The sequence below is a fragment of the bacterium genome, from assembly GCA_035419245.1.
Taxonomy (GTDB): Bacteria; Zhuqueibacterota; Zhuqueibacteria; order Residuimicrobiales; family Residuimicrobiaceae; genus JAKPUX01.
Genome location: DAOLSP010000001.1, coordinates 420,805 through 446,348, shown reverse-complemented (window position 1 = coordinate 446,348; position 25,544 = coordinate 420,805). Strand labels below are relative to the sequence as shown.

General features: G+C 58.6%; 21 protein-coding genes. 15 read left to right on the top strand and 6 right to left on the bottom strand.

Annotation, left to right across the window (positions count from 1 at the left end; all coding sequences use genetic code 11):
• The first annotated feature begins 135 nt into the window (after nucleotides 1–135).
• Nucleotides 136–888 carry an ATP-binding protein gene (locus PLH32_01775; GenBank protein HQJ63320.1) on the top strand — a complete coding sequence of 251 codons (753 nt, stop codon included), beginning with the start codon at nucleotides 136–138 and terminating at the stop codon, nucleotides 886–888.
• A gap of 6 nt (nucleotides 889–894) precedes the next feature.
• Nucleotides 895–2,259 carry a sigma-54 dependent transcriptional regulator gene (locus tag PLH32_01770; protein ID HQJ63319.1) on the top strand — a complete coding sequence of 455 codons (1,365 nt, stop codon included), beginning with the start codon at nucleotides 895–897 and terminating at the stop codon, nucleotides 2,257–2,259.
• A gap of 30 nt (nucleotides 2,260–2,289) precedes the next feature.
• Here the strand turns inward: PLH32_01770 and PLH32_01765 are convergent, their stop codons facing one another.
• The 6 genes from PLH32_01765 to PLH32_01740 all read right to left on the bottom strand — a co-directional run bounded on the left by PLH32_01765 (nucleotide 2,290) and on the right by PLH32_01740 (nucleotide 10,487).
• On the bottom strand, nucleotides 2,290–2,796 hold the full coding sequence (locus PLH32_01765; protein ID HQJ63318.1) for a hypothetical protein: 507 nt from the start codon (nucleotides 2,794–2,796) through the stop codon (nucleotides 2,290–2,292).
• Between the two features lie 318 nt (nucleotides 2,797–3,114).
• Nucleotides 3,115–4,554 carry an RtcB family protein gene (locus PLH32_01760; protein HQJ63317.1) on the bottom strand — a complete coding sequence of 480 codons (1,440 nt, stop codon included), beginning with the start codon at nucleotides 4,552–4,554 and terminating at the stop codon, nucleotides 3,115–3,117.
• A 60-nt stretch (nucleotides 4,555–4,614) separates the two neighbouring features.
• Nucleotides 4,615–5,058: an archease gene (locus PLH32_01755; GenBank protein ID HQJ63316.1), complete on the bottom strand. Its 444-nt coding sequence runs from the start codon at nucleotides 5,056–5,058 to the stop codon at nucleotides 4,615–4,617.
• A 61-nt stretch (nucleotides 5,059–5,119) separates the two neighbouring features.
• Entirely contained in the window at nucleotides 5,120–7,510 is a 2,391-nt protein-coding gene (locus PLH32_01750) for an ATP-binding protein (GenBank protein HQJ63315.1), read from the bottom strand.
• A gap of 23 nt (nucleotides 7,511–7,533) precedes the next feature.
• Nucleotides 7,534–8,895: a phosphoglucosamine mutase gene (gene glmM / locus PLH32_01745; GenBank protein ID HQJ63314.1), complete on the bottom strand. Its 1,362-nt coding sequence runs from the start codon at nucleotides 8,893–8,895 to the stop codon at nucleotides 7,534–7,536.
• A gap of 11 nt (nucleotides 8,896–8,906) precedes the next feature.
• On the bottom strand, nucleotides 8,907–10,487 hold the full coding sequence (locus PLH32_01740; protein HQJ63313.1) for a glycosyltransferase: 1,581 nt from the start codon (nucleotides 10,485–10,487) through the stop codon (nucleotides 8,907–8,909).
• A gap of 214 nt (nucleotides 10,488–10,701) precedes the next feature.
• Between PLH32_01740 and PLH32_01735 the strand changes: the two genes are divergently transcribed.
• The 13 genes from PLH32_01735 to lpxK all read left to right on the top strand — a co-directional run bounded on the left by PLH32_01735 (nucleotide 10,702) and on the right by lpxK (nucleotide 25,475).
• A complete protein-coding gene (locus PLH32_01735; protein ID HQJ63312.1) occupies nucleotides 10,702–11,994 on the top strand; it encodes a glucose-1-phosphate adenylyltransferase in 1,293 nt (430 codons plus the stop codon).
• A gap of 129 nt (nucleotides 11,995–12,123) precedes the next feature.
• Nucleotides 12,124–13,530: a hypothetical protein gene (locus tag PLH32_01730; protein HQJ63311.1), complete on the top strand. Its 1,407-nt coding sequence runs from the start codon at nucleotides 12,124–12,126 to the stop codon at nucleotides 13,528–13,530.
• A gap of 40 nt (nucleotides 13,531–13,570) precedes the next feature.
• Nucleotides 13,571–15,385 carry a DegV family protein gene (locus PLH32_01725; GenBank protein HQJ63310.1) on the top strand — a complete coding sequence of 605 codons (1,815 nt, stop codon included), beginning with the start codon at nucleotides 13,571–13,573 and terminating at the stop codon, nucleotides 15,383–15,385.
• Nucleotides 15,386–15,413: 28 nt separating this feature from the next.
• Nucleotides 15,414–16,046, top strand: coding sequence for a glycerol-3-phosphate 1-O-acyltransferase PlsY (plsY, locus tag PLH32_01720; protein ID HQJ63309.1), 633 nt, complete (start codon nucleotides 15,414–15,416; stop codon nucleotides 16,044–16,046).
• Nucleotides 16,047–16,061: 15 nt separating this feature from the next.
• Nucleotides 16,062–16,955, top strand: coding sequence for a DMT family transporter (locus PLH32_01715; protein ID HQJ63308.1), 894 nt, complete (start codon nucleotides 16,062–16,064; stop codon nucleotides 16,953–16,955).
• 78 nt (nucleotides 16,956–17,033) lie between these two features.
• Complete coding sequence (locus tag PLH32_01710) at nucleotides 17,034–19,040, top strand: tetratricopeptide repeat protein (protein HQJ63307.1); 2,007 nt, start codon at nucleotides 17,034–17,036, stop codon at nucleotides 19,038–19,040.
• A 4-nt stretch (nucleotides 19,041–19,044) separates the two neighbouring features.
• Nucleotides 19,045–19,857 (top strand): DUF4292 domain-containing protein, encoded by an 813-nt coding sequence (locus PLH32_01705; GenBank protein HQJ63306.1) that lies wholly within the window; start codon nucleotides 19,045–19,047, stop codon nucleotides 19,855–19,857.
• A 59-nt stretch (nucleotides 19,858–19,916) separates the two neighbouring features.
• Complete coding sequence (locus PLH32_01700; protein ID HQJ63305.1) at nucleotides 19,917–20,921, top strand: glycosyltransferase family 2 protein; 1,005 nt, start codon at nucleotides 19,917–19,919, stop codon at nucleotides 20,919–20,921.
• 48 nt (nucleotides 20,922–20,969) lie between these two features.
• Nucleotides 20,970–21,953 carry a Gfo/Idh/MocA family oxidoreductase gene (locus PLH32_01695; protein HQJ63304.1) on the top strand — a complete coding sequence of 328 codons (984 nt, stop codon included), beginning with the start codon at nucleotides 20,970–20,972 and terminating at the stop codon, nucleotides 21,951–21,953.
• A 55-nt stretch (nucleotides 21,954–22,008) separates the two neighbouring features.
• Nucleotides 22,009–22,581: an isoprenylcysteine carboxylmethyltransferase family protein gene (locus tag PLH32_01690; GenBank protein HQJ63303.1), complete on the top strand. Its 573-nt coding sequence runs from the start codon at nucleotides 22,009–22,011 to the stop codon at nucleotides 22,579–22,581.
• A gap of 7 nt (nucleotides 22,582–22,588) precedes the next feature.
• On the top strand, nucleotides 22,589–23,740 hold the full coding sequence (gene lpxB, locus PLH32_01685; protein HQJ63302.1) for a lipid-A-disaccharide synthase: 1,152 nt from the start codon (nucleotides 22,589–22,591) through the stop codon (nucleotides 23,738–23,740).
• A gap of 51 nt (nucleotides 23,741–23,791) precedes the next feature.
• Entirely contained in the window at nucleotides 23,792–24,451 is a 660-nt protein-coding gene (locus PLH32_01680; GenBank protein ID HQJ63301.1) for a lysophospholipid acyltransferase family protein, read from the top strand.
• On the top strand, nucleotides 24,435–25,475 hold the full coding sequence (lpxK, locus tag PLH32_01675; GenBank protein HQJ63300.1) for a tetraacyldisaccharide 4'-kinase: 1,041 nt from the start codon (nucleotides 24,435–24,437) through the stop codon (nucleotides 25,473–25,475). The genes PLH32_01680 and lpxK overlap by 17 nt, the downstream gene beginning before the upstream one ends.
• The last annotated feature ends 69 nt before the right edge of the window (nucleotides 25,476–25,544 follow it).

Sequence of the window (25,544 nt, the reverse complement as noted above, 5' to 3'; positions counted from 1 at the left end):
AAAACGAGGAATCCGGCTTGGGCTCTGTGGCTCTTTTCAATTGCGAATCCGTGCGGTTTTCGCTAATTTATGGCACACCCAGCAATCAACTGCGATGAGACTGGAATGCTGTCAGAAGAAGGAGGATAATCGCGCATGTCCGATGAAGACCTGGATCACCACCAGCAAGGACTGCCGGTGCCGGACGACTATTTGCTGCAGGCCGAAAAGATGAGCCTTATAAGTCTGCTTGCGCCTGGATTGGCCCATGATGCCGGCACTCCCCTGATGGCCATCACGTCCATCACACAATATCTCAAAGAAAAGAGCGGTGATCCCATGCTGGCAGAAAAGCTCACACAGATCGAGCGTTCGGTGGACCAGCTGTCCCAGATTTTCAGGATCTTGGTTGAGGTAACGCGTCCGGTCCTTCCGGGACGCCAAAAACTCTATCTCAACAGCCTTATCCTCGAGGCCGTACGTATGATCAAGCATGACCGGCGCCTCAAATACCGTGAGGTGAAAACCGAGTTGATGCCGGAGATTCCGCAAGTACTGGCCAGTGCGGACCAATTGCTGCTGGTCCTTCTCGCCCTGTGCATGAATGCTGCCGATGGCCTTGAAGCGGTGCCGGAGGGGAGGGTGGTGATCAAATCCTGGCAAGAGGCGGACCGCGTCTTGGTTTCGGTTGCCGATAGCGGTGCCGGTATCAGGCGTGAAATCCAACCCCGTCTTTTCTCCCTCGGCGTCACGACTCGATCGTCGGGAGTAGGCCGCGGCCTTGGACTCCATGTCTGCCGGGCGATTCTGACTGCGCATGGCGGGACGATCGCGCTTTCCAGTGAAGCAGGACACGGGACGACCGTCACGATCGCCCTCCCGGCGCTTCTATCCGGATCGGAGGAGTAGGCCATTATGGCGCAACGCGTGCTGATTGTCGAAGATGACGATATCACCCGGCATCTACTGGCCGCGGTGCTGGCCAACCGTGGCTTCCGTTGCGATCAGGCGAGCAATGGCCGCGAGGCTCTGGAGATGCTGGGAGGGCAGGATTATGATGTCGTGATTACCGATATTGCCATGCCTATAATGAACGGCATCGAACTAATGGAAAAGAGCGCCGAATTGAATCTGCGCGCCTCGTTCATCATCATAACCGCTTTCGCCTCACTGGAGACTGCACTGGAGGCCCTACGCAAGGGGGCATATGATTACCTGCTAAAGCCCCTCAATTTTGAGGATGTGGCCATCAAGGTCAAGAAACTGCTTGAGCACAAGGAACTGGTGCAGGAAAACCAGGCGCTGCGTCAAGAGATCAACGCCCAGTATGATTTTTCGAATATTATCGGGAATAGTCCAGCCATCCGCAAGGTATTTGCCACCATCCGTAAGGTGGCAGACAGCGATAGTCACGTTCTGATCACCGGTAAAAGTGGTACGGGCAAGGAGTTGGTAGCCAAGGCCTTGCATTACAGCAGTCCCCGGCGCCGGGGGCGTTTTGTAGCGATCAATTGCGGAGCCATAACCGAAACCCTGATCGAGAGCGAGCTGTTCGGTCACAAGCGGGGGAGTTTCACAGGTGCGGTCACTGATAAGGAGGGGCTGTTCAAGGCAGCAGACAACGGGACGCTTTTTCTCGACGAGATCGGCGAGATGTCATTGACCGGCCAGGCCAAACTGCTGCGGGCGCTCGAGAACCGTGAGATCCTGCCGGTAGGAGCGACGGCCGTGGTGCCGGTTCACGTGCGGGTCATCGCCGCCACCAACCGCGAACTCTGGCAGGAGGTACAAGCCGGCCGGTTTCGCGAGGATCTCTATTTCCGGCTCAATATCATCGAAATTCATCTCCCCTCTCTGGCGGAACGGCGCAGCGACATTCCTCTTTTGGTCGATCATTTCATCGCGAAGTATAACCGCCAGATGAACAGGCACGTCAAAGGGGTTGATCCAGCGGTTCAGAGCTATCTCAGCAAGCGGGAATGGAAAGGGGAGGTGCGAGAGCTTGAGAATTACATCGAGCGTTTGATGATCTTTGCGCAGGGGGAGGTCATCCGGTTGGAGGATCTGCCGGCGGAGCTGCGGCCGGTGGAGCACACCGTCTGGCAGCCGGAAGCAGAGGAGAGCCTGAAAGGTGCTGTGGCCCATTTTGAGCGCGAGTACATCCGCGAGCAGCTGATCCGCAACGGTTACCACCGCGGCAGAACGGCGGCGGCTCTACAGATCGGCGAGGCGACTCTGTATCGCAAGATGAGTGATTATGGTTTGAACGATCTGGAGTAGCCCGAGTGCGGCTACTTCGGTAAGCGATAGTCACTGGTTGCCCAGAATAAGGCTTTCGCGCTCGAAGAGGGCCTGATTCATGGTGTCGATGAAATCGGCGATGTGTAAAAAGTGGTCTTCGATCATTTCTTTCCCGAGTTGTGTTTTCTGCAAGCTGATGACCTCCGCCTGAATGCCATCCAGTTTCTCGAGCATTTCCTGTTCATGATCGTAGATTCGCGAAAGACGTTTGTCCGCGATCTGCTCCCGAATGAAAAAATCTTGGCCCTCATAGGTGGGATCCTGCAGGCTGGCGCTGATGGTCGCGAGTTTGCGACGGGTGCTGTGTACGGCTTCCGCTAAAAGCCGCTGCTCCTCTTCCGGGGCAGGAGGGAGCGATGCCAGGCCGGCCAGAATGGTGTCAATTCTGGTCACCAGGTAGTTGCGCAAGTGCTGGTCCGAGGGTTTGCGGTCTTTGCAGGATTGATAGCCGCAGAATCCCCCCACCTTGGCTGAGAGGGATTCCAGCGCTGTTACCGGTGTTGAAGGCAGGGTCATGCTTAAAGCTCCTTGAACTGCATTGGATACGATCCCGCTGCCGTCCGGGCACAAGACTATGCGGGCATCAAGATCGCCTCTCAGGGATCAATATGAATAGGATGATCGATTATATGGACAGGGACCCTAGCGAAAGAATGGGGATTTCAGGCTTTATCATGAGCGAAACACGAAGCCTGATCTCTGCGAGCGTGTATATGGAATCGGCCGCCCGCCGGAAGGGATATTCCGAAAGCGTTGCGGCGATATGTACGCGGTCTAATAAAATATAGGGCGTTGTGGTGTAAAAGTCAACAGCTATTTCGTTTCACGCGGATATCAGCCTTTGACCACTGCCAGGGGTCGCAGTTTCGCCACTTTTTTGGCCAGTCCTGCGCCGACTACGGCATCGACTACTCGGGTGACGTCTTTGTAGGCTTCCGGAAGCTCTTCAGCCAGGGTCTCGGAACTGGCGGCGCGAATCTGGATGCCGCGATCCGCGAGCTCCCGCGTCAGCGAACGGCCTCTGGCGCTCTTGAGGGCCTGGGTGCGGCTCATCAGCCGCCCGGCGCCGTGACAAGCCGATCCGAAGGTTTGCTGCATTGCGCCCTCGGTTCCGGTGAGAACATAGGAGCAACGTCCCATATCCCCCGGTATAAGCACCGGTTGACCGATCTCGCGGTAGACGCTCGGGAGTTCGGGATGATGCGGGCCGAAGGCCCGGGTAGCCCCCTTGCGATGTACGCAGACCCTACGTGGTTGGCCCCGAACCAGATGCTTTTCAATTTTGGCAATGTTGTGTGCGACCTCATAGACCAGCTGCAGGTTGAGGGCACGCGGTGTAATCCCCAGCGCTTGCACCAAGGCCTCGCCCGCCCAGTGTGCGATCATCTGGCGGTTGGCGAAGGCGAAATTGACCGCTGCGGCCATGGCCGCCAGGTACCGCTGCCCCTCCGGGGAGGAGAGCGGCGCGCAGCAAAGCTGCCGGTCCGGCAGTTCGATCCCGTATCTGCGGGAGGCCTGTAGCATTTCCCTGATGGAATCTTCGCAAACCTGATGTCCGAGACCGCGGGATCCGGTATGGATCAGCAGCGTGATCTGGTCGATGTGCAGGTCCATGGCATCGGCCGCCGCGGCATCATAGATCTCCACGACCGCCCCCAGCTCAACAAAATGGTTGCCCGATCCCAGCGTGCCCAATTGCCCGCGTCCCCGCTCACAGGCGCGGGCGCTGACCTGATCGGGATCAGCGCCGGGCATCTCGCCGTTCTCCTCGATTTTTTCCAGAACCTCAATATTGCCGAAGCCCTTCTCTACGGCCCAGCGGGCGCCCTGCTGCAGGACGCGCCGTTCCTCTTTGTCGTTGAGCTTGAATTGGCCGGTGGAACCCACACCACTGGGAATGGCGCGAAAGAGCGCCTCGACAGCTGCCGGCAGCCGGGGGAGGATATCTTGGCGCTGAAGGTCGGTGCGCAGCAGCCGGACACCACAATTGATGTCATAGCCGACGCCGCCGGGAGAGATGATGCCCTCGTCGAGGTCAAAGGCGGCCACACCCCCGATGGGAAAACCATAGCCCCAATGGATATCCGGCATGGCGAAGGAGTAGCCGATGATGCCGGGAAGCCAGGCGACCTGTGTCGCTTGCTCAGCGGCCTTGTCCTTGAGAATGTCGGGAAGCATGGCCTCACTGGCATAGATGCGCGCCGGAACGCGCATCTTGCCGGTACGGGGAATCTCGAAGAGGTAGTCGGAGACCGTTTGCAGGGAGGAATTCATATGGCCCCTCCTGCCGCGGCAATCTGCCTCGGCCCGGGCAGATGGGGGCGGAGGGCGGGATCAGATATCGAAAAAGACCCGCCCCCGCCATTGGTTTGCGGTTTCATGGCGCACCTCGATGCGATGGTAGGTTACCGCTTTGATCTCTCCGCGCACCGTGTGGCGCAACGGATCGCAGCGTTCGCCCAGCACATCCGCCTGCAAAAAGCGATCGTGGATTTCGCGTACCTCGACCCGGGCTGTGAGGAAGCGCTGTACCTGGCAAAGGTAGTTCAGCTCGGAGAGCCAGTTGACCAAAAGTTCCTCGAGGTTCTCCCCGCATACTTGGAGGGCATGGGACTGAAGCGGTTTGATTTGGCAATGCGGGCAGATGAGGTGCATCAGGCCGTCGGCTGCGACGGTGAAGAGTTCCGGGAGAGAGCCGGCCTCGAACTCGAGGCCGACATCCGCTGTGTGGTCGAGGATTCGATATCCCGGGGTAAGAGAATCATGGATACTCTGCATACTCTGCCCTCGCAAAAAGGGTGTTGCTGCAAAACCGGCCTGGACTCCCTGAACGGCTGTACTACAGGTAACAGGGCTCCCGTTTGCCGTCACTGCTCTGCCAATAAGGCAACCATACCAGGGCCGTGAGACGGACGGTGATGTCACCTTTTTTCGGCCGCAGCGCGGTGGTCTCCAGGGGCTGCTGCATCGGATCGGTCTGCTCATCGATCTGAGCGATCTCCTGATTGAGCTCCTGTTCCATTTCATGCAGCCGTCCCTTGAGGACATCCAGGGATTCTTCGGCATTAGTGATGTCGCCATGTTCCTTGGCGGTACGCATGCCGCTGCGCATGGCGCTGCCGGCCCGGCTCAGGGTTGAGGAGGAGAGGCTCTTGCGGCCGAAGAAAGCCCCAAGGATGGTCGCCCCGACCGAGACGGCCGTGGACATGGTCTGAGCGCGGTAGTCGCTTTTTTCTTTTTCCACTTTTTGTTCCGCCCGCATGATGCGGTCCTGAAGGGCGGCCATTTTGCTCTCGTAGCGTTTGCGCAGCTGATCGACCGCTTCATCGCGCCGCTCCCGGGCGAGCTGGCTGATGCGGATGCGGAAATCGCGCTCCGATTCCCCGGGCTGGGAGGTCAGCTTGAGCGAGGCGCTGGTATAAAGATCGATCTTGGCTGTGCGGTAGAGGGTATCCGCGAAATTTTTGCCCCAGAGGGCATAATTCTCGGGTCGAGTTGCCGCGGCGGCCAACCGGGCAAATTCGGCCTTTTCCTCAGGCGATTTTTCAAGGTCATTTTCAGAAAAGGGGGTTTCGACCGCCTTCTCCCAATCAACCGGCACCGGCCCCTCATCGATCCAGGCGATACGGCCGACTCGCTGGGATTGACCCGGGGCGAAATTCACGTCCGCCAGGCCGAGCACACCCGGGCGGTAGATCAGGCGGGCGTCGGCCTTGAGGGCTCCGCGCAGGGGAGCGAAATACTCCACGATCTGCGGCGGCAAAGCCGGGCGTACCTCTGCATCGGGGCCGAATGTGGCCTTGGCTGAGGCCGCTGCCGGTGTCCGGGCATTGCTTGCAGGGGCTGCCAGTTTTTTGATCTGGGCCAGGGTCAACGGGCCGCGCAGATAGGAGAGCGCCCAACGCGACTGAAAGATCACCGGCTCGCTCTCATGGATGTTCTTCATGAGAAAAACCCGTTTGCCGAGGGCAGAAAGGGCTTTGCTCACCCGTGGATCGAGGTCTCCGGCGCCGCTGCGCAGGCCCTCAATCACCTTATCGATATCCTGTTGGGTCTGCAACCGGCCAATGAACCAGGTCCCGGTGTTGGAGAGGGCTTTGTAATCGAGATCGACGGGGTTCTGGGTGGCCAGCATCACTCCGACGCCGAAGGCGCGTGCTTGTTTGAGCATGACCATCAACGGTTTTTTGGAAGGCGGCGCCGCCACCGGGGGCAAGTAGCCGGCTACCTCGTCCATATAGAGGATGGCACGCAGGCTGGTGGTGCCGGGCTGGCTGCGCATCCATGAAACCACCTGATTGAAAAGAAGGGTGACGAAAAACATCCGCTCCGAATCGCTGAGATGGGCGATGTAAAAGATCGAGTGGCGCGGTTTGCCATCTTCGGCATAGAGCAGGCGGCCGATGTCCATGGGCTCACCCTCCATCCAGGTGGAGAAGCCGGGGGCGGCCAGCAAGTTGTTCAAGGCCAGGGCCAGCTCGAAGCGCTCCTTGGCCGGGAAAAAGGTATCCACTGCGAAGGCGCCCACCCGTTCGAAGGGGGGATTCTGGATGGCGGTGATCAGGGCCGCCAGATCGAGGTCCTTGCCATTCTGCCACGCCTGATTGAAGATGTTGGAGAGGAGAATGTGCTCCCGGCTCTTAACCGGATCGGCATTGATGCCGATGAGGCCGAGGAGGCTGGTGACAGTGGAGGAGATAAGGTCGCCGGTGGCTTCGGAATCGAGCAGGAGATCTTCGGCCGGCCGGGCGAAGCTGCTGAGGATGGAGATGGAGGTGCCGGCGGTGCTGCCCGGTGTAAAAATGGTGAATCGGGCGGCATCGCGCAAGCGTTGAATCCGCGCACCGTCTTCACCCCACTGGGCGAGACCGGTCTTCCAGAGCTCCGCCTGCGCCGCGGCATAGGCTTCCGGGGTCTGATTCTCGCGTCGGGCATCATCCTCATTGATCCAGGGGGCAAATTCAGCCGGCAGGAGCCCGGGGAAGGTAAGCAGCAGATTGGTCATGTCGCCTTTGGGATCGATGATAAGGGCGGGGATATTGTCGATGGCCGCCTCTTCCAGCAGCGAGATACAGAGTCCGGTCTTGCCGCTGCCAGTCATGCCGATACAGACGCCGTGAGTGACCAGATCTTTGGAGTCATACATAACCAGGGCATCGAGAAGCGCCTTTTTTTCGGGATCATACTCTTTGCCTAGGTAGAACATACCCAGCTTTTCAAAATCAGCCATACCAGATCCTCTCGTTCTCAAGCTTATAATGCAGCGAATTCCTGTTTAAGGGCCTCGACCCGCTCATGGGCTTCGGAATCGCTCCGGGCTTCGGCGATGACGCGAATAATCGGCTCGGTATTGGAGGCCCGGATATGGACCCAGGCGTGATCATAAAGGAATTTAAGTCCATCGGTTCGATCGATCCGTTCCCCTGCATGACGCGATGCGAGCCGGGCCACAAGGTTTCTGGCATCGGCGTCAAAGGGGAGATCGATCCGGTCTTTGACCATGACATACTGCGGCAGGCGGGCCTGCCGTTGAGAGAGTGTTTCATTATTTTCGGCCAGCAACTGCAGGATGAGGGTGATGCCGACCAGAGCATCGCGGCCGAGATGGAGCGCTGGATAGATCACCCCGCCGTTGCCTTCGCCGGCGATGACGGCGTGGACCGCCCGGGCTTGTGTCGCCACATGGATCTCCCCCACGGGAGTGCGGTGTACCCGGCTGCCATGTTGCAGGGCCGCTTCCTCGGTGGCCAGAGAGGTCGAGGCGTTGATGACCACATCTCCGGGCGTATGGGAAAGGACAAAGTCGGTCACCAGGGCCAGGGTGTATTCCTCACCGAGCGGAATGCCCTGCTCGGAGACTAGGGCCAGGCGGTCTACATCGGGATCAACGGCGATGCCAAGATCGGCGCCATGGGTTTTCACTGCTGCGCAGAGTTCGCCGAGGTTGGCTGCGACCGGTTCTGGACTGCGTGGAAAGCGCCCGTGGGGCTCGAGGTTGAGGAAATGGGTTTCACACCCGAGGCGTTCCAGCAGTTGCGGCAGAATGGTGCCGCCAGCGCCGTTACAGGGATCGGCGACCACCTTGAAGTGGCGACGGCGGATCAGAGCGGGATCGACCAGTGCGAGGCGCTCAATGGCATCGAGATGCTCGGCCGCCGCGGTGGTATGGGCAATGACCCGGCCCACCCGGTCCCAGGCGGCAAAACAAAAGTCCTGATTGCGGACCCGCTCCAGAATCCGAGCGCCCTCCTCGGAGCTAAGAAACAGGCCATCCGCTGCCAGCAGTTTCAGCGCGTTCCATTCGCGCGGATTGTGGCTGGCGGTGATGATGATGCCCCCGGCGTTGGCGTCGTGTCCCGTGGCCATGGCTGTGGTCGGAGTGGTGGTCATGCCGATGTCGACGACGTCACAACCGGTCGCCAGAAGGCCCGCCCACACCGCATACTTGATGAGATCGCCGGTGACCCGGGAATCGCGGCCAACGACAATGCGTCCGGGGCCATACTGGGAGCCGTAGGCCTGGGCAAAATGCAGGGCGACCGCAGGTGTCAGCCCGTCCCCGACGATGCCGCGCACCCCGGAAACCGAGATCATCAGGTTTTTCAGCTCGGACACGTCCCCCCTCCCTATACGGTTGGTTCAAGGCCATTCAGTTTCTGACGGCGCCGCAGTGCCACCAGACGCATGTAATCCTTGGCATTCTCGTTGACATCAATCGTCACCTGATCGATCATGTGGTCGGTGCCGCCGCTGTGGCGCACGACTTTGTAAATGGGATCCCAGACACGGCCGATCCGAAAGCGTTCAGCGCACTTGTTGACCAGTTCATAATCCTCGCCATAGTTGCGCGAGTAGGGGGCATCGTTCATTCCGAACCAGCCCAATTCCTTGAGAACCTTGATTTTAATAGAACGGGGAGCGCCGGCGCCGCCGATTCGCAAAAGGTTGTTGCGGCCGTTCTCTTCGGTCCATTCATCATGCGTCACTATAAAGGGCTTGCCGTCGACCAATACGGGTTCAATCCGGCCATCAGCCTTTTTTTCAAAGACCTGATAAGAGCCAATCACCATTCCGATCCGCTCGTCCTGGTCATACACCCGCAGGATTTTTTCGATGGCTTCTGGGAAGAGGAGATCATCGGAGTCCAGCTGGACATAGTATTTGGCACGGGAGGTTTGCAGGGCATCGTTGAAACAGAGCCCGAGGACATTCATATCGTGGATGATGAGGCGCACAGGCGGTTTGTGGGCCGAGTAGTGATCACCACCGGGCTGGTAGCGCCGGATTTCTGCGATGGTGGGGTCTTGCTCGCCTCCGTTGCAGACGACGACGATCTCGATATTCTGTACCGTTTGCGCCTGCACCGACTCGATCGCCGGACCGATGAACTCGGGGCGGTTGTAAACCGGGATCACGACCGCAGCGATGCAGGTTTTAAAGGTGGCCTCTTCCTCCGGGGTATACTCCACCTTGTGATAATGCGCTCCCGGGGCCAGGTAGGCCTTGATGCGTTTCAGATGTTCGGTGAGGATCTGCTCATTCTCCAGCTGCACCTCTTTGCCAGCCTTGAGGTAGGCAAAAACATCAAGTCCCTGTTCCGCGGCAAAGACGAGATAGGGGACGCCGTTAAATCGGTTGGAGATGTGCAGGATCTTGCCGGATTCCATGGCCTTGAAGCGGAGATCGTTGAGCGGATTGAAGCGATAGCGCTCATCACAAAATCCGGCGGACTCGAGAAACCGGCGGCTGTAGAGGAGGCAATAACCGGTGTCCCAGGCCTCGGTGAGGCGGCCAGGGTGCCACTCCTGCAGTTTGCGCTCCTTGTGAATACCCTTGTCGATCAGGTCATAATCAGAATAGAGCAGGCTGGTTTCGGGATGGCGGTCCATGGCCATGGCGTAGAATTTGGTCGCGGAGCGCTTGAATTCCAGGGCGTTGGTTTCATTGCTGCAAATTAGCACATACTCGCCCCGGCACTGGCGCAAGGCGACATTCAGGGCTTTGGCCTTGTGGTCGAGAACGGAGGGCAGGAAGGTATAGCCGGCCTTTTCGGTGATGGCGCGCGCGTCGGCGTGGTCGCCAAAAACGAGCACCTCAAAATTTTGCTCATACTGGTTCTGCAAGGAAACGATCATTCGGGCGAAGGCCGGGATCTCATAAGGCATCCTGGGATGGGCATAGAGGATGATGGAGAGTTTTGGCGTCATACCGGAGACTCCTTTAATGCGCTGCAGGCGGCAGCATGGGGCAAGCGTTATTTCCAAGTCTAATATAATGAGTACCTGTCATTCATTCAACCTTTTTTTAAGTTAACTGATAGCGCCGAAGCGGTTCAACTAGATATTGACATTGAGATGGCAAATGTGTAAGTTACTACAAATTGAACCGTTGCGCGAGGTCGTTTTGACTAGAGGGCCGATCATGCAAAGCGTCCTGGCCATCATTCTTGGTGGAGGAAGAGGGACCCGTCTTTACCCTCTAACCAAGATGCGTGCCAAGCCGGCAGTGCCCTTGGCCGGAAAATACCGGCTCATTGATATCCCGGTGAGCAATTGTATCAACTCCGGCATCCGGTCGATCTATGTCCTGACGCAATTCAACTCCGCTTCCCTTAATCGCCATATCAATCAGACCTATCACTTTTCCCTCCTGAGCGATGGTTTTGTCGAAATCCTCGCGGCACAACAGACACCCGAGCATTCCCAGTGGTTTCAGGGCACGGCCGATGCGGTGCGGCAATATGTGTCCACCATTCAGGAACAGAAAGTGGACGATATCCTTGTGCTTTCGGGGGATCATCTATACAGCATGGACTATGGACCTTTTCTCGAGGCGCACCGCTGCAGCGGCGCTGATTTGACGATATCAGTGGTGCCGGTTGCAGCGGAAGCGGCGCCCGGGTTTGGTATTTTACGGGTGGAGGGCAAGGGCCGGGTGGTTGAATTCCGCGAAAAGCCCAGAAGCAGGGAGGAGTTGGAGGGCATGTCCATGGCCGGCGGGGCGCCGGGACTGGCCGGTGAGGTTCCGGCCGCGACGCCGTATCTGGCTTCGATGGGTGTATATCTTTTCCGCAAAGAGGTACTGATCCGGTTGCTGCAAGAGAAAAGCGGTCTTGCGGATTTCAGCAAGGAGATTATTCCCTCCAAGGTGGATGAGCTGAACATTCAGGGCTATCTCTACAACGGATACTGGGAAGACATCGGCACGATAGAGTCGTTTTACCACGCCAATATGGCGCTGCTGGCGCAGCCACGCCCCAGTTTTGATTTTTTTGATGCCCGGCATCCGGTTTATGCCCGACCACGGTTTTTGCCGCCCACATCGATCGCACAAAGCACGGTTGAAAATTCGATGCTCTGTGAGGGCTGCCGCATCGCCGGTGCGCATATCATTCATTCTATCGTCGGCATCCGCAGCCAGATCGATGCCGACGTGCGCATCGAGGATTGTCTGCTGATGGGGGCGGATTACTATCAGACCGCGGAGGAGCGTGCGGCCGACCTGGCCGGCGGGAAGCCGCCGGTGGGCATCGGCGCGGGCAGCGTCATCAAGCGTGCCATTATCGATAAAAATGCGCGCATTGGCAAGGAGGTACGGATTGTCAACCGTGCCGGAATCAGTGAGGCAGAACGCGAAAGCGAAGGCATCTGGATCAGCAAAGGTATCATCATCATTATGAAAAATGCCGTCATCAAGGATGGTACGCAACTGTAAGGGGGACCTTCATCCTGGCCCGTTTTTCGTAGCGCCGTGCCCGGACCCCGGCTGAACCGGAAACTGAAGGCTTCCCGGTTTTGCCGGTCAGGTGCGTTAAATCTAACCGATAGGAGCGACAATCACGCTATGGCTGAAATGGTACTCCCTTCCGATCAGCTCCAATTTCAGCAGTCGTTGCAGAAAAATCTGGGAGGCATTTTTTCACCAAACCGGCCGCTCTTTATAGCGCGTGCACCCGGCCGTCTTGAGGTCCTCGGCCACATGGCCCAGCGGACCGGCGCAATGGTTCTGCACTATCCACTCGGCAAGGGCGTGATCGTCGCTCTCCAGCCGCGCACGGACCACCGTATCGTCCTTCGCAACCTCAACTTCGTCAAGGAGCGTGTGCTGACTGTCGAATATCGGCTTGATGAGATTCTCGATCCGATGCGGCGGAACGATTGGAGCAGCCTACGCGCGAATTTTGGGGCAGGCGAAAAGCGATGGCTCGGATACCTGCTCGCTGCCCTTGCCATGACAGATGCAACGCTGCAGGAGAGCCGTCCCATGCCGGGCCTCAGCCTGGCCCTTCAGAGTTCACTGCCGATTGGGGCGGGATTGGGTTCCTCGGCGGCCCTGGTTACCGCCCTGTTGTTGGCGCTGCGTGATGCCTTGAATCTTTCCCTGGAAGACCGGGAACTGGTCGCCATTGGCGGGCGCGTCGAGCATGAGGTCTGGATGCGCCGCGATGCGGAGGAAGATTTCCTGACGGCCTTGCTCGCGCAGCGGGAGCAGATTGCCCTGTTGCAAGGCCGCCCGGTCGCGATCACCGGGAGCCTGGCGTTGCCGCCGCAGCTCCAGTTGTTGGCCATCGACACCGGCGTGCGCCGCGTCGAAGATAGCCAAAGGCGGCAGGAACTTGAAACCGCGCTGGAGATCGGTGCCCAATTCCTCAAGGATGTTCTGAGCGAAGGGAATTTGCTGCCATACGGCAGCGTTAATCTGGAGCAGATCGCTAGTGAGGAGTGGCAGCGCCGTCTGAAAAAGAGGGTGCCCTATCGTTGCTCTGGGGCACTATTTTTGCAGAGCCACGCGGCGGAAGCGGGAAGTTTCATCGAACCGGATAGACGCTACCTGCCGCGCAACGTGCTGGAATTTTTCATCGAAGAGGCTGCGCGGGTGCAGGCTTTTATCCATATTCTGCAAGAGGGTGCCTTCAGCCATGAGGAGGAGAGTTTCCGGCGTCTCGGGGAACTGCTGATCGCCTCCCATGCGCACTACAGCCAGACCTGCGGTATGGTGAGCATGCAAGCCGAATGGCTTGTAAATGCGGTTTCCCTGATGGGGACGGACTCCGGCCTGTATGGTGCGCGGGCCATGCCGCAGGGCGAGGCGACTCCAGTGGTCGTCCTGGCCCGACGGAATGCAACCGACCGGTTGCACAACCTGCTAGCGCGATACGCGAGTCTCTTTGAGAATCCGGCGCGCCTGGTCGAACAGAGTTCGGACGGCGCTGCTGCCGCCGGTGTGATCAGAACCACCTTTGCCCTTTAATGCTTGTGTTTTCTTTCGTGCCGTTCTCGGAGTTGAGCCGATGCAAATCAAAATTCGATATATTGATGGCGGGCGCCTTAGACGCGCCATCATCGGCTCTGCCGGCCGCATCATTGAAATGCAGGAAAAACTTAATAATATCAATGTTTTTCCAGTAGCCGATGCCGACACTGGGACCAACATGGCCCTGACGATGAAGAGCATTGTTGCGAGCGCCCAATCCTGCGCCGAGTCCTCGCTGACGCAGGTATGCCGCTGCATTGCGGAGGGGGCAATGACCGGAGCGCGCGGCAACTCGGGAGCCATTCTGGCGCAATTTTTTCAGGGCCTGGCCGAAGGCGCACACGGGCGGGAACGCCTCGCTCCCGCGGAATTCGCGCAGGCCGTGGCGTTGGCCGCAATTCGCGCCCAGGAGGCGCTGGCGAATCCACGCGAGGGGACGATCCTCACGGTCATGCAGGACTGGTCTGAATTCCTCAAAGCGCAGGCGATCGGCGAGGAAGATTTTACACGGCTTCTGCAGAAAGGCCTAACTCGGGCGAAGGAATCGCTGGCGGATACGCCGAACAAATTGCAGGCGCTGCGAAAAGCCGGCGTGGTCGATGCAGGGGCGCAGGGATTTGTGCATCTGCTCGAGGGGCTGAGCGATTTTATTGACTCGGGCAAGGTTGCCGCACTCAGAGCCGGAAGTCATGTCGCCGAAAAGATCCGTCATTTTCATTTTCGCAAAACCGATGAGGAAATCCACTTCCGCTATTGCACGGAATGCCTCATCCAGGGTGAGGAGCTCGATCGTGCCCGCATCCAGGAGCAGCTAATGCCCCTGGGGGATTCGCTGATTGTGGTCGGCGGCGCGCACAAGGTTCGCATTCATATCCACGTCAATGATCCGCAGGCTGTCTTTGATCGAGTGGCTGCGTTCGGAACGCTGCTGCAGACCAAGGCTGAAGATATGAAAAAGCAGAACGAAGAGGCGGTCAACCTGGCGCCGCGCCGTGGAATAGCTCTGGTCACCGATTCCTCATGCGATCTGCCTCCGGCGTGGGTCGAAAAGTATCACATCCACCTGGTTCCGGTCCTGATCCATATCGGCGAAGAGAGCTACCGCGACCGCGACGAGATCAGCTCCCGTGATTTTTACAAACATCTTGAGAGCGGCAAGGTGCGCCTGCGGACCTCACAACCGCCTGTTGCGAGTTTCATCAACCTGTATAAAAAGCTGGCGGAGCAATACGAGTCGATCCTTTCCATTCATCTGTCCGAGGCGTTAAGCGGGACCATCCAGGGGGCGCGCCTGGCGGCGCGGGAGCTGGCCGCAGAGGTGCCCATTGCCGTGGTCAACAGCCGCACGACCTCTGCCGGACTCGGACTCGTTGTCCATGAAGCGGCGAGGATGATCGAATCGGGATTGTCCCTGGCGGAGCTCAAGGAAAGGATTGAGGAGGTAGCGCTCCGGGTGCGCTTTTTCGTCGCCATCCCCACCCTGAAGTATCTGGTTCGAAGCGGGCGCGTCCGCAAGAGTCAGGGTTTCCTGGGCACCCTGTTGCACATCAAGCCGCTGATCTCGTTAAACAGCGAGGGGCGGGTGGTGGAAGTCGCCAAGGTTATAGGCCGAAAGCGGATCGCCGAGAAGACGGTGGAGCTGACGTTGGCGTATGCGCGGCGGGTTCTCAATCCGCGCTTTATCGTGGTTCATATGCTGGCGCAAAACCTGGGCGAATCCATGCGCCATGCGATTGAGCAGGAATTCGCGGGGATCGAAATCCCGGTCCTTGATGCTTCTCCGGCGTTGGGACTACATGCCGGCGTCGGCGCGGCGGCCATCGCCGTTCTTGGCGATCCCCTGCCTGAGTAATCGATCCCTATCGGGAGAATCTGTGACTATGATTGTTGCGATCATCGTTCTGGTTTTGGCATATCTGATCGGTTCCTTCCCCACCAGCATCATCGTCGGGAAGCTGCTGCGCGGAATCGACATCCGCGAACATGGATCCGGCAATGCCGGCGGGACCAACGTATTCCGGGTGCTGGGTTGGAAACCGGGGCTTTTCGTCACTCTGGTGGATGTTCTCAAGGGGTTCATCGCTGCTTATGCCCTGCCGCATTGGATTACACCTGGTCATCCCCAGTTTCACCTGCTGCAGCTGGGGGCGGGCTGCGCCGCCGTGCTGGGGCACATCTGGACGCTCTTTGCCGGCTTTCGCGGTGGCAAGGGAGTGGGCACAGCCGCGGGCATGCTGCTGGCGCTCTTTCCTCAGGCCGCGCTCTATTGCGTCCTGGTCTTTGCCATTGTCCTGGTGACGACCCGTTATGTCTCTCTCAGCTCCATCAGTGCTGCGATCGCCTTTCCCGTCATTCTCACACTTTTCCGCTACCGCCTGCACCAGGAGGTGCCGCTGCCATTTTACCTCTTCGGCTTCTTCGCTGCGGGATTGATCCTCTATACCCATCGGGCCAATATCGGCCGGCTCCTCAAGGGCACGGAAAACCGCATCGGCCGGCGCAGGGCTTCATGAAGGGAGGGTGCTGCAATGGGTGACCGCCTGCGGCTGGTGGTCATCGGGGCGGGCCTGGTTTCAATCTCCCTGGCTTCAGTGCTGATCAAACTCTGCCCGGCGCCACCCTTCACGATCAGCAGCTACCGTTTATTTATTGCCGCCGTGATTTATCTGCTGTTCGCCTGCCTCCGTGGGCGGCCGGTTTGGGAAGCCTTTACCCCTTCCGGACGACGCTGGGCACTCTTGTCCGGCCTTTTCCTCGGGATTCATTTTCTCTCCTGGATCTCTTCGCTGCGATATACCTCGGTCGCTGTATCGGTGATCCTGGTGCAAACCTTTCCGGTCTTCGTCGTCATCGGCAGCTGGCTGTTTTTACAGGAACAGCCATCGCGGCGCACCGCGGTAGGTATGATTCTAGCACTGGCCGGCGGTGTGGTCATCACCCTGGAGGCTGGCCGGAGCGGAGAGATCCGGCTGGCCGGCAACCTGCTTGCCCTGACCGGTGCTCTCGGCGCGGCCGGCTATTACCTGATCGGCCGGAAGCTGCGCAGCGCGGTGGATACCGTTCCCTATGTCGGTTTTGTCTATAGCGTGGCAGCGGCAGTTGCCTTGACGGCAACGCTGGGCAGTGGCGCCCCGATGGCGGGATTTGCCCTCCGCACCTGGCTGCTGCTGATCGCTATCGCCCTGCTGCCGCAGGTGATCGGACATACCAGCCTCAATTGGGCGCTGAAGCACTATTCAGCCACAACCGTTTCGATCCTTACACTCGCCGAACCGCTCGGCGCCACGATTCTGGCTTTTCTCATTCTACATGAAAAGGTGGGCAGTCTAACGCTGTTTGGCGGGCTGATCATTCTGGCGGGAGTCGCACTCACCCTCCTCGCGGAGCATGGCCGCTCCGGCGGAAGGGGTAAAGTGGCGTGAGGGAACCGCCGGATTTTTCTCTTGTGATTAAGCCGGAATAACGTTAAATTTTATTTTTAATTTAATTGCGGTTTGAAAATGAAACGTATCACTTACCTATTAGCCTGGTTGAGCCTGGCCGGCGTCTTCGGATGCACCGGCAGCCGCGAACTCTCCGAACGTGCGCCGGAACTGCGCCACTATAATCGCGAGGCCATGCGCCATATCATCAATGGCACTATCGAGGATGTGCTGGGTGATCCCAAGAGCGCGTTGGTAGAGTATCATCAGGCCGCCGAGATTGATTCCGCCTCGACCGGGATCTATCTGGCGCTCGCAGAGAATTATTTTTTTCTCGAGGAATTCAACTCCAGTATCCGGATGGCCCGGAAAGCGCTGCTGCGGGATGACAAAAACCGCGACGCGCTCGAACTGCTCGCCGCCAATTATGAGAAGCAGCGACTCTTTAATGAGGCGGCTCAAGTTTATGAGCAGATGGACAAGCTGGTGCCCAACAACCTCGAAACCCTCTACAGCCTTACTACCCTGCAGATCATCAATAAAAACTATGACAAGGCGCTGCTTTCCTACCACCGTCTGGTCGCTGCCGGGCTGGTGGACCCCGAGTACCGGCTGCGCATCGGTCATCTTTTCTTCCAGCATCAGGCCTATGACCAGGCGCGCGCCATCTACCAGGATGTGCAGAGGAGCGATCCCGATTTTGAGGGCGCCTGGCTGGCCCTGGGCGCAGTGAGCACTGCAAAAAAGGATACAACGGAAACCATCCGCATCTACCGCAGCGCGCTGGAGCGGCAAAACGATTTTGAAGAGGTGAAGGCCGGATTGCAGCTGCTCTATGAGCGCAGCGGACGCCTCGACGAGGCCATCGCCCTGTTTCAGGACCTGGTGCGCCGCGATTCGACCAATCTAGGCGACAAGGTGCAGCTGGGTCAGTACCTGTTCCAGAAAAAGGACACTCTGGCAGCCGCCCAGTGGTTCGAAAAGATCGTCGCGGAGCATCCCCAGAGTGAACGAAGCTATCTGGCTCTCGGCGCCCTACGCCGCGCCCAGCGGGATACCGCCGCCGCCATCCAGGTCTATGAGACCGCCATCAAAACCAACCCGCTGTTCCTCGATGCCCGGCGCCGGCTCCGCGATCTCTATGTCGCTCGCAAACGCTGGCCGGAAGCCATCGCCCTCTACGAAGCCCTGACCAGCAATGACTCCACCTATGTGGGCGCGCGTATCGAGATCGCCAATCTCCTGGCCCAGAAAGGGGATACCCTGCAGGCAATCGCCACCTGTGAGGCGCTGGAAAAGGATCATGGCGAGGACTGGCGGGTCCCGGTCACCCTCGGCCGCCTTCTGATGGTGCGAAGCCAGAACAGTCAGGCCCGGCTGCGTTTCGAGAAAGCCCTGGCCCTGCGCAAGGATCTCTCTCTGATCTGGGTGCTGGCCGGTGTCAACCTGGCGCAAATGGACAGCCTGCAAGCTGCCGAAAAGCATTTCACAACCGCCGTCGGGCTTTTCCCCGAGGATCCGGAGATTAACTACTATCTCGGCTTCATCAGCAACCAGCTGGGAAAACGTGAACAGGCCCTCCGCTATCTGGAAAAGGCGCATGAGCTCGATGGCAATAACCTGCAGACCATGCTCGCTCTGGCCGCTCTCTACGATGAGGTACAGAATCCCGAGCGTGCCGCCAGACTCTATCAAGCCTTGCTCAAAGATAATCCCGAAAGCGCGATTGTCCTCAATAATTATGCCTATCATTTGGCTGAACGTAAATTGCAGCTGGATGATGCCCGCACGATGGCCGAGAAGGCCTTGTCGCTGGATCCCGAGAACGGCGCCTATTGGGACACGCTTGGCTGGATTCTTTTCCAGCAGGGGGATTTTGCTGGCGCGCGTGAAAAGGTGGAAAAAGCGGTCGCCCTTTCGCGTAAATCGGCAGAGGTTTGGGAACATCTCGGCGATATCCTTTCCCAGTTGAATCAGCAGGAATCCGCCCGCAATGCCTATCAGCAGGCCCTGGCTCTGGAGCCGGAGCGGCAGGAAGTCAAGATGAAACTGCAAAAGCTGGTGGTGCAGGAAGAGAAGCGCTGAGCCTATGGCTGTTTTCACCGGGAGCATTACCGGCACCGTCCTGGCCCAGGGGAGAGTAGGGATTCTCTTGGCCGCGATACTCCTTTGCAGCGGTTGTGCCGCACTGCGGCAACCCATGCTCTTTCCCGCCGACAGCGAAGCGCTGGACCTGGTACTGCGGACTCTGGAGAACAACTACGCCCGAATCGATCATTTCGAGGGCGAGGGGCGTCTCTCGGTCGCGATTCCTGGACGTTCGGTCTCCCTGATGGCCCACCTGCTCATCGATCGCCCTGACACGCTTTATGTACGCCTCGAAGCCCTTTTCGGGCTGGATGTGGGCTGGTTATTTTGCAACCGCCAACACTACCGGTTCTATATCCCGATGGAGAATCTCTACGGTGCGGGTCCGGTGGACTCGTTGCTATCCGGGAGCGCGTTCCGTCTGGTTCCCGACTACGATGAGCTGTTGAGCACCCTTTGCGGCCTAGAACGGGCCAGGGGGTTGACCGGACTCGAGATCAACCGTGTCGAGAGCCGGCTGATCCTCACTGGCGCAGGGCCGCTGGGACGGCACACCTACTGGATCGACCCGAAGCGCGGGGTTGTCCTCCAGGGTCAGGTTTGCGACAGCAGTGGGCAGGTTCTTCTCCGGCAAAAGTATGATCACTTCAAGCGCATCAATGGGGTGCATATTCCGCAAGCGATTCGTGTGGAGCGGCCGGCGGCACGAGAAACCCTGGCGCTCCGCTATGAAGCGGTTCGTATCAATAAAAAGTATTCCACCAAAGAGATAAAAACCAGAATTCCCGCGAGCGCACGCAAGGTCAGGCTTTGAAGGGTTGGGGCAGGGGGTTAAGACGATAGAACGCCGGGTCCATTCCTCTGAGGACGTCTATGAACGCCATTGCCAAATTACCAGCGGTCGATTTTTCACTGGTCATTCCCTGTTTTAATGAGGCAGAATCTCTCCCGGAGCTTTACCGGCAAATTACAGCGGTGATGGCCCGGATGCAGAAGGGCTACGAGATCATTTTTGTCGATGATGGCTCGACGGATGAATCCGCCCAGGTGATCGAGGCGCTGAACCGCAGCGATGACCGGGTCAAGCTGATCCAGTTCAGCCGCAACTATGGCAAGTCGGCCGCGCTGGCCGCCGGATTCCGCGCGGTCTCGGGGCGTTATGTGGTCACCATGGATTCAGACCTTCAGGATGATCCGGAGGAGATCCCCCGTTTACTCGAAAAGCTCGAGAGCGGCTTCGATCTGGTCTCCGGCTGGAAAAAGGTTCGCCATGATCCACTCACGAAACGTCTGGCCTCCAAGGTTTACAATTATTTCACCTCGATCTTCAGCGGCATCCGCCTGCACGATTTCAACTGCGGGCTCAAGATTTACCGTCGTGAGGTGATCGCCTCCATGCGGGTCTATGGCGAGCTGCATCGCTACCTGCCGGTGATCGCCTTCCGCAACGGCTTCCGCGTAACCGAACTGCCGGTCCGGCATCATGCCCGTCAATATGGCGTCTCAAAGTTCGGCATGGCGCGTTTTGCGCGCGGCGCCTTCGATTTGATGACCATCTCCTTTCTCACCCGCTACAAGATGCGGCCGCTCCACCTTTTTGGCGTGATTGGTTTTATTTGCTTCCTCGGCGGTTTTTTCATCTCACTCCTGTTGGCCTATGAGCGTTTATTCGAGAACAAATATCTCAGTAACCGTCCCCTGCTTTTTCTTGGGGTGCTGCTGATCATCGTCGGCGTCCAGTTTTTTTCTATAGGTCTTTTGGGTGAGATGATCACCTCGTTGCGCAAGGAGAGCGATGCCTTTCTGGTGCGGCGCTGCATTGGCTGCCCGGAAAAATTTACGCGAACGACGCTGGATGACCATTTTTTCGCGGCTTGAGCAACGCACGGCGGGAAAACCTGTCAATACGTGAACGTGGAGACCTGTATGGACAAGATCAGGATCGGGATTGCCGGTGTCGGCAAGCTGGGCACTTTTCACTGCAATACCCTGAGCCAAATACCGGAGGCCGAACTGACTGGCGTTTATGATATTGATCCCGGACGTGCCCGGGAAGGTGCGGACCGATTCCGCTGCGCCGCCTTCGGCTCTTTCGAAGTGTTGCTCGAGCAGGTCGATGCCGTTGGCATTGCTGTCCCGACGACCCTGCACCATGCCTATACTCTCCCGGCTCTGGAAGCGGGCAAGGCGGTCTTTGTCGAGAAACCCATCGCCGCGACGATAGCGGAAGCGGCGGAGATGGCGTCCTTGGCGGCGGCGAAAGACGCCATCCTGCAAGTGGGCCATATTGAGCGCTTTAATCCAGCGATCCGCGCCCTTGAGCATTTGATGCCCGATCCGCGTTTCATCGAATCGCACCGCCTGGCTCCCTTTGACCCCCGTGGCACCGATGTCGCTGTGGTTCTGGATCTGATGATCCACGACATTGATATCATCCTCAGCCTGGTGCCCAGCACGGTTTGCCAAATCGAAGCCAGCGGTGTCGCGGTGGTTTCCGAAGAGGTCGACATCGCCAATGCAAGGCTGCAGTTTGAAAACGGCTGCGTCGCCAACGTCACCGCCAGCCGGATTTCGCAGCGCAAGATGCGCAAGATGCGGCTGTTCCAACGCGATGCCTATATTTCGATCGATTTTCTGCAACGTCTCTCTGAGGTTTTCCGCATTGTCGCACCCGAGGAGGGGAGGCCCAGCACGGTGGTGCTGGGGCAGATCGACAAGGGGCTACGCAAGCGACATATCATTTATGAGCAGCCGCAGCCTCCCGAGGGCGATGCGATGCGTGCGGAGTGGCAGGCGTTTATAGCCGCAGTGCGCGATCATACGCGCCCGATCGTCAATGGCGAGGATGGTCTCAAAGCCTTGCAGGTGGCGGAGGAGATCACCCAGATCATTGCGCAGAATTCGCAGTAGCAGCGTGCCGGCGGACGGCACCATGGTATGAACTCGCATAAAGCAGGACAAAAACATGGCCTGGCGTGAAACCTTTTTCAAATATCGTAGCTTCACCCCGATTCCGTTGATCATTGCGGCCCTGATCCTGGCCGATACGAAGCTCTGGACCTTTTTTTCCGGTCTGTTGGTCGCCTTTTTCGGCGAAGGCATCCGTCTCTGGTCGGTCCGTTATGCGGGCAGCGCCACGCGTACCACTGGTGAGGTGGGCGCCGATGTTCTGGTGACCGACGGGCCCTATGGTCACCTGCGCAATCCGCTTTATCTGGGCAACTTTTTGCTCAGCCTTGGGATCCTGATCATGGCGTGGCCCTGGATGCCATGGCTGATGCTGATTTTTATCCTGCTCTTTGGGCTCCAGTATGGCGCGATTATCAGCCTGGAAGAGGACTTTTTACGTAACAAGTTTGGTGCGGTGTATGCTGAATATGAGCAGCATGTCCCCAGCATCTTACCGCGGCGGACGTCATGGGGTAAGGGCTTGCGCCAGCCCACCTCTCTGCGCAAGGCGCTGCGGACCGAACGCAATTCCCTGCAGAGCTTCACTGTGGTGACCATCCTGATCCTGCTGCGTTGGTGGCTGTTTTGAGGTTGCCATGCCGGCCAAGGTAATGCTGATAGCAGGGGAGGCTTCCGGAGATCTCCATGGAGGCAAGCTGGTCGCCGCCCTGCGGCAGCAGCAGCCGGACCTGGAGGTATTCGGGGTTGGCGGGGAGCGCATGGCTGCCGCCGGGATGGAGCTCTTTTATCATGTCAACGATCTGGCCTACATCGGTTTTGTCGAGGTCGCGCGCCACTATTTTTTTTTCCGCAAGGTCTTCAACCGGCTGCTTGAGGTAGTGCGGGAGCGCCGCCCGGATTTGGTGGTACTGATTGATTATCCCGGCTTCAATCTGAAATTCGCCAGGGCGGTCAAATCCTTGGGGGTTGGCACTTTCTACTATATCGCCCCCCAGGTTTGGGCCTGGGGCCAGGGCCGTGCCGCCAAAATGGCCCGCTTCATCGATCAGATGGCCGTTCTGTTCGATTTCGAGGTTGATTTTTTTTCCCGCTATCATATCCAGACCAGCTTCGTCGGTCATCCCCTGCTTGAAGGGATGGAGGTCCCTCTCAGCCGGGCAGAATTCATGGCCAAGCACCAATGGTCCGGGAGCGCACCTCTTCTGGCTTTAGTTCCCGGCTCCCGCAATCAGGAGGTAGGCCACCTTCTACCGGTGATGCTCGAAACGGCTGGCCGGCTGCGTCGTGCTCATCCCGAGTTGCAGGTGGCGGTGAGTCACTCCCCCACTATTGCTTCCGAACGGCTCATGCCGTTGCTCGCCGCGGCGCCCTGGGCCACGCCGGTTCGGGATGACTATTATCCGCTGCTGCGTTTTGCCACTGCGGGTATAGTCGCATCCGGCACCGCCACACTGGAGGCGGCCTGTTCCAATCTTCCCTTTGCCCTTGTCTACCGGGTTTCCCCCCTCTCCTTTGCGATCGGCAAGCGTGTCGTCCGTATTCCCCATATTGGCCTGGTCAACATCGTCGCAGGTGCGGAGGTCGTACCGGAATTTCTGCAAGACGAGGTTCAGCCAGAAAAATTGGCGCCGGCGATGGAGCCGCTGCTTTTTGATCCGCAGATAAGGCGGTGCATGCAGGACAAGCTGACCGGCGTGCGCCAGAGCCTGGGCGAGCCTGGCGCCTCGACGCGTACGGCCGCGCTGATCCTGAAGCAACTCGATTTGCATCAACTTGAGACAATTTAGGGTTGTGTGATTCTTCGCACAGGCGATCCCGCAAAAAATCAGTATACTCTTATGGATAAAAAAAACAAAGATAAAGTGGTTTTTTATCTGGCAACCCGGCTCGCCTGGCTGCTGCTCCTGTTCTTTGGAAATATCGGCCGGATCAGCGTGCGCAACCGCCGCTTCTGGAACCAGCTGGTGGCCAGCGGCGAGGGCTTCATTGCGGTTCCCTGGCATGGCAAGATGGTGGCGCCGCTGCTGCTGCACCGTGATCTCGGGGTTGTGGTTATGGTCAGCGAGCATCGCGACGGCGAGATGATCGCACAGACCGTACATCGTCTCGGGTACCGGACGGTGCGGGGTTCGAGCACGCGCGGCGGGCGGCAGGCTTTCCGGGAGATGCTCAGAGCGCTGCGCGACCGCAAGGTTTGCTGCATTCTTCCCGATGGTCCGCGCGGTCCGCGTCAGGTTCTCAAGAGCGGGGTGCTGGTGCTGGCCATGCGCAGCGGCTGCCCCGTATTGCCGATGACTTTTGCGGCATCCAGACCAATCGTCCTGCGTAGCTGGGACCGTTTCACGCTGTGGTGGCCTTTTTCGCGGGTTTGCCTGATCTATGGCAAACCCTTCCGGGTGCCAGCCGGTCTAGATGCAGAAGAATTAGAAAGGTTCCGGGTCGCCGCGGAGCATCGGATGCTGCAACTGGAGGAGGAGGCCGATGGCTTTTTTCGCTGAGCGCTGGCCCGCCGGCCTGCTCTGGCCGCTCAGCCGTCTGTATGGACGGGCGGTCAATCGCCGCAACCGCCGCTATGACAGCGGCGCGGCCCCCATCTGGCGTTTGGAGTGCCCAGTGATCAGCGTCGGAAACATCGTCACCGGCGGCACAGGAAAAACCCCTACCGTGATCTTTTTGGCGCGCTGGCTGCAGAAGAGGGGAAAAAGGATTTGCATCCTCAGCCGAGGCTACCGCCGGCGCAGCCGGGGGCGGGTGCTCGTCAGCGACGGCGAGCGGATCCAGGTGACAGCGGCTGAGGCCGGGGACGAGCCCTTGCTGCTGGCGCAACAGCTGCCGGGAGTAGCCGTTGTGGTCGAGGCGGATCGGGTCGCAGCCGGGCGCTGGGCCTTGGGCATGCTCGGACCCGATATCATCCTGCTCGATGACGGCTTTCAGCACCGCCGGCTGCATCGCGATCTGGACATCGTGACCTTCAAGGGATTGCAGGATTTCGGCAATGGTTGGCTGCTGCCGGCGGGACCGCTGCGCGAAGACCTCGCGGGTTTAAATCGGGCCGACCTGCTCTGGTTCAATGGGCCGGCAGCGGCGCTGCGCACGGGCCCCCTGGAGGCCTGGCAAGAGAAGCCGCAAGTCGAGGCCGGCCTCGCTATAACGGGGTGCAACAATATGGAAAACCGGGCGTTGGAGAAGACCGAGGGGGTGCGGGCGATTCTTTTCTGCGGTCTTGCCGATCCTGAGGGATTTCTCCAAACCGCCCGGATGACGGGGCTGCAGATCGTCCGGTTTTTCAGGTACCCTGATCACCATGCTTACAGGTATCGGGATATCTTGGAGTTGGAAGAAGCGAAGCGGACCCTTGAGGCGAAGGTGATCATCACGACCGACAAGGACTGGGTCAAGTTTCATCCCTCGTTTCAACTGCCCCCCTATTGGTATCGTCTTACCGTTTCTGTCCAGCCGGACGATCCCGTCCGGGCCGATGGCGTCCTGCAGGCGGTATGTTGCAGCAGCGGGATCCTCTAAGTGTCTCAAAGTAAGACAAAAATATCTTGCAAATTAGGGAAAATTTTGGTATGATACTCTAAGCAGCGC

Coding starts and splice junctions, on each gene's coding strand:
- PLH32_01775 (HQJ63320.1), top strand. CDS start 136: ATGTCCGATGAAGACCTGGATCACCACCAGCAAGGACTGCCGGTGCCG.
- lpxK (HQJ63300.1), top strand. CDS start 24,435: ATGGCTTTTTTCGCTGAGCGCTGGCCCGCCGGCCTGCTCTGGCCGCTC.
- PLH32_01760 (HQJ63317.1), bottom strand. CDS start 4,554: ATGAATTCCTCCCTGCAAACGGTCTCCGACTACCTCTTCGAGATTCCC.
- PLH32_01715 (HQJ63308.1), top strand. CDS start 16,062: ATGGGTGACCGCCTGCGGCTGGTGGTCATCGGGGCGGGCCTGGTTTCA.
- plsY (HQJ63309.1), top strand. CDS start 15,414: ATGATTGTTGCGATCATCGTTCTGGTTTTGGCATATCTGATCGGTTCC.
- PLH32_01730 (HQJ63311.1), top strand. CDS start 12,124: ATGGCTGAAATGGTACTCCCTTCCGATCAGCTCCAATTTCAGCAGTCG.
- PLH32_01695 (HQJ63304.1), top strand. CDS start 20,970: ATGGACAAGATCAGGATCGGGATTGCCGGTGTCGGCAAGCTGGGCACT.
- PLH32_01755 (HQJ63316.1), bottom strand. CDS start 5,058: ATGCAGAGTATCCATGATTCTCTTACCCCGGGATATCGAATCCTCGAC.
- PLH32_01690 (HQJ63303.1), top strand. CDS start 22,009: ATGGCCTGGCGTGAAACCTTTTTCAAATATCGTAGCTTCACCCCGATT.
- PLH32_01735 (HQJ63312.1), top strand. CDS start 10,702: ATGCAAAGCGTCCTGGCCATCATTCTTGGTGGAGGAAGAGGGACCCGT.
- PLH32_01725 (HQJ63310.1), top strand. CDS start 13,571: ATGCAAATCAAAATTCGATATATTGATGGCGGGCGCCTTAGACGCGCC.
- lpxB (HQJ63302.1), top strand. CDS start 22,589: ATGCCGGCCAAGGTAATGCTGATAGCAGGGGAGGCTTCCGGAGATCTC.
- PLH32_01680 (HQJ63301.1), top strand. CDS start 23,792: ATGGATAAAAAAAACAAAGATAAAGTGGTTTTTTATCTGGCAACCCGG.
- PLH32_01750 (HQJ63315.1), bottom strand. CDS start 7,510: ATGGCTGATTTTGAAAAGCTGGGTATGTTCTACCTAGGCAAAGAGTAT.
- PLH32_01740 (HQJ63313.1), bottom strand. CDS start 10,487: ATGACGCCAAAACTCTCCATCATCCTCTATGCCCATCCCAGGATGCCT.
- PLH32_01710 (HQJ63307.1), top strand. CDS start 17,034: ATGAAACGTATCACTTACCTATTAGCCTGGTTGAGCCTGGCCGGCGTC.
- PLH32_01705 (HQJ63306.1), top strand. CDS start 19,045: ATGGCTGTTTTCACCGGGAGCATTACCGGCACCGTCCTGGCCCAGGGG.
- PLH32_01765 (HQJ63318.1), bottom strand. CDS start 2,796: ATGACCCTGCCTTCAACACCGGTAACAGCGCTGGAATCCCTCTCAGCC.
- PLH32_01770 (HQJ63319.1), top strand. CDS start 895: ATGGCGCAACGCGTGCTGATTGTCGAAGATGACGATATCACCCGGCAT.
- PLH32_01700 (HQJ63305.1), top strand. CDS start 19,917: ATGAACGCCATTGCCAAATTACCAGCGGTCGATTTTTCACTGGTCATT.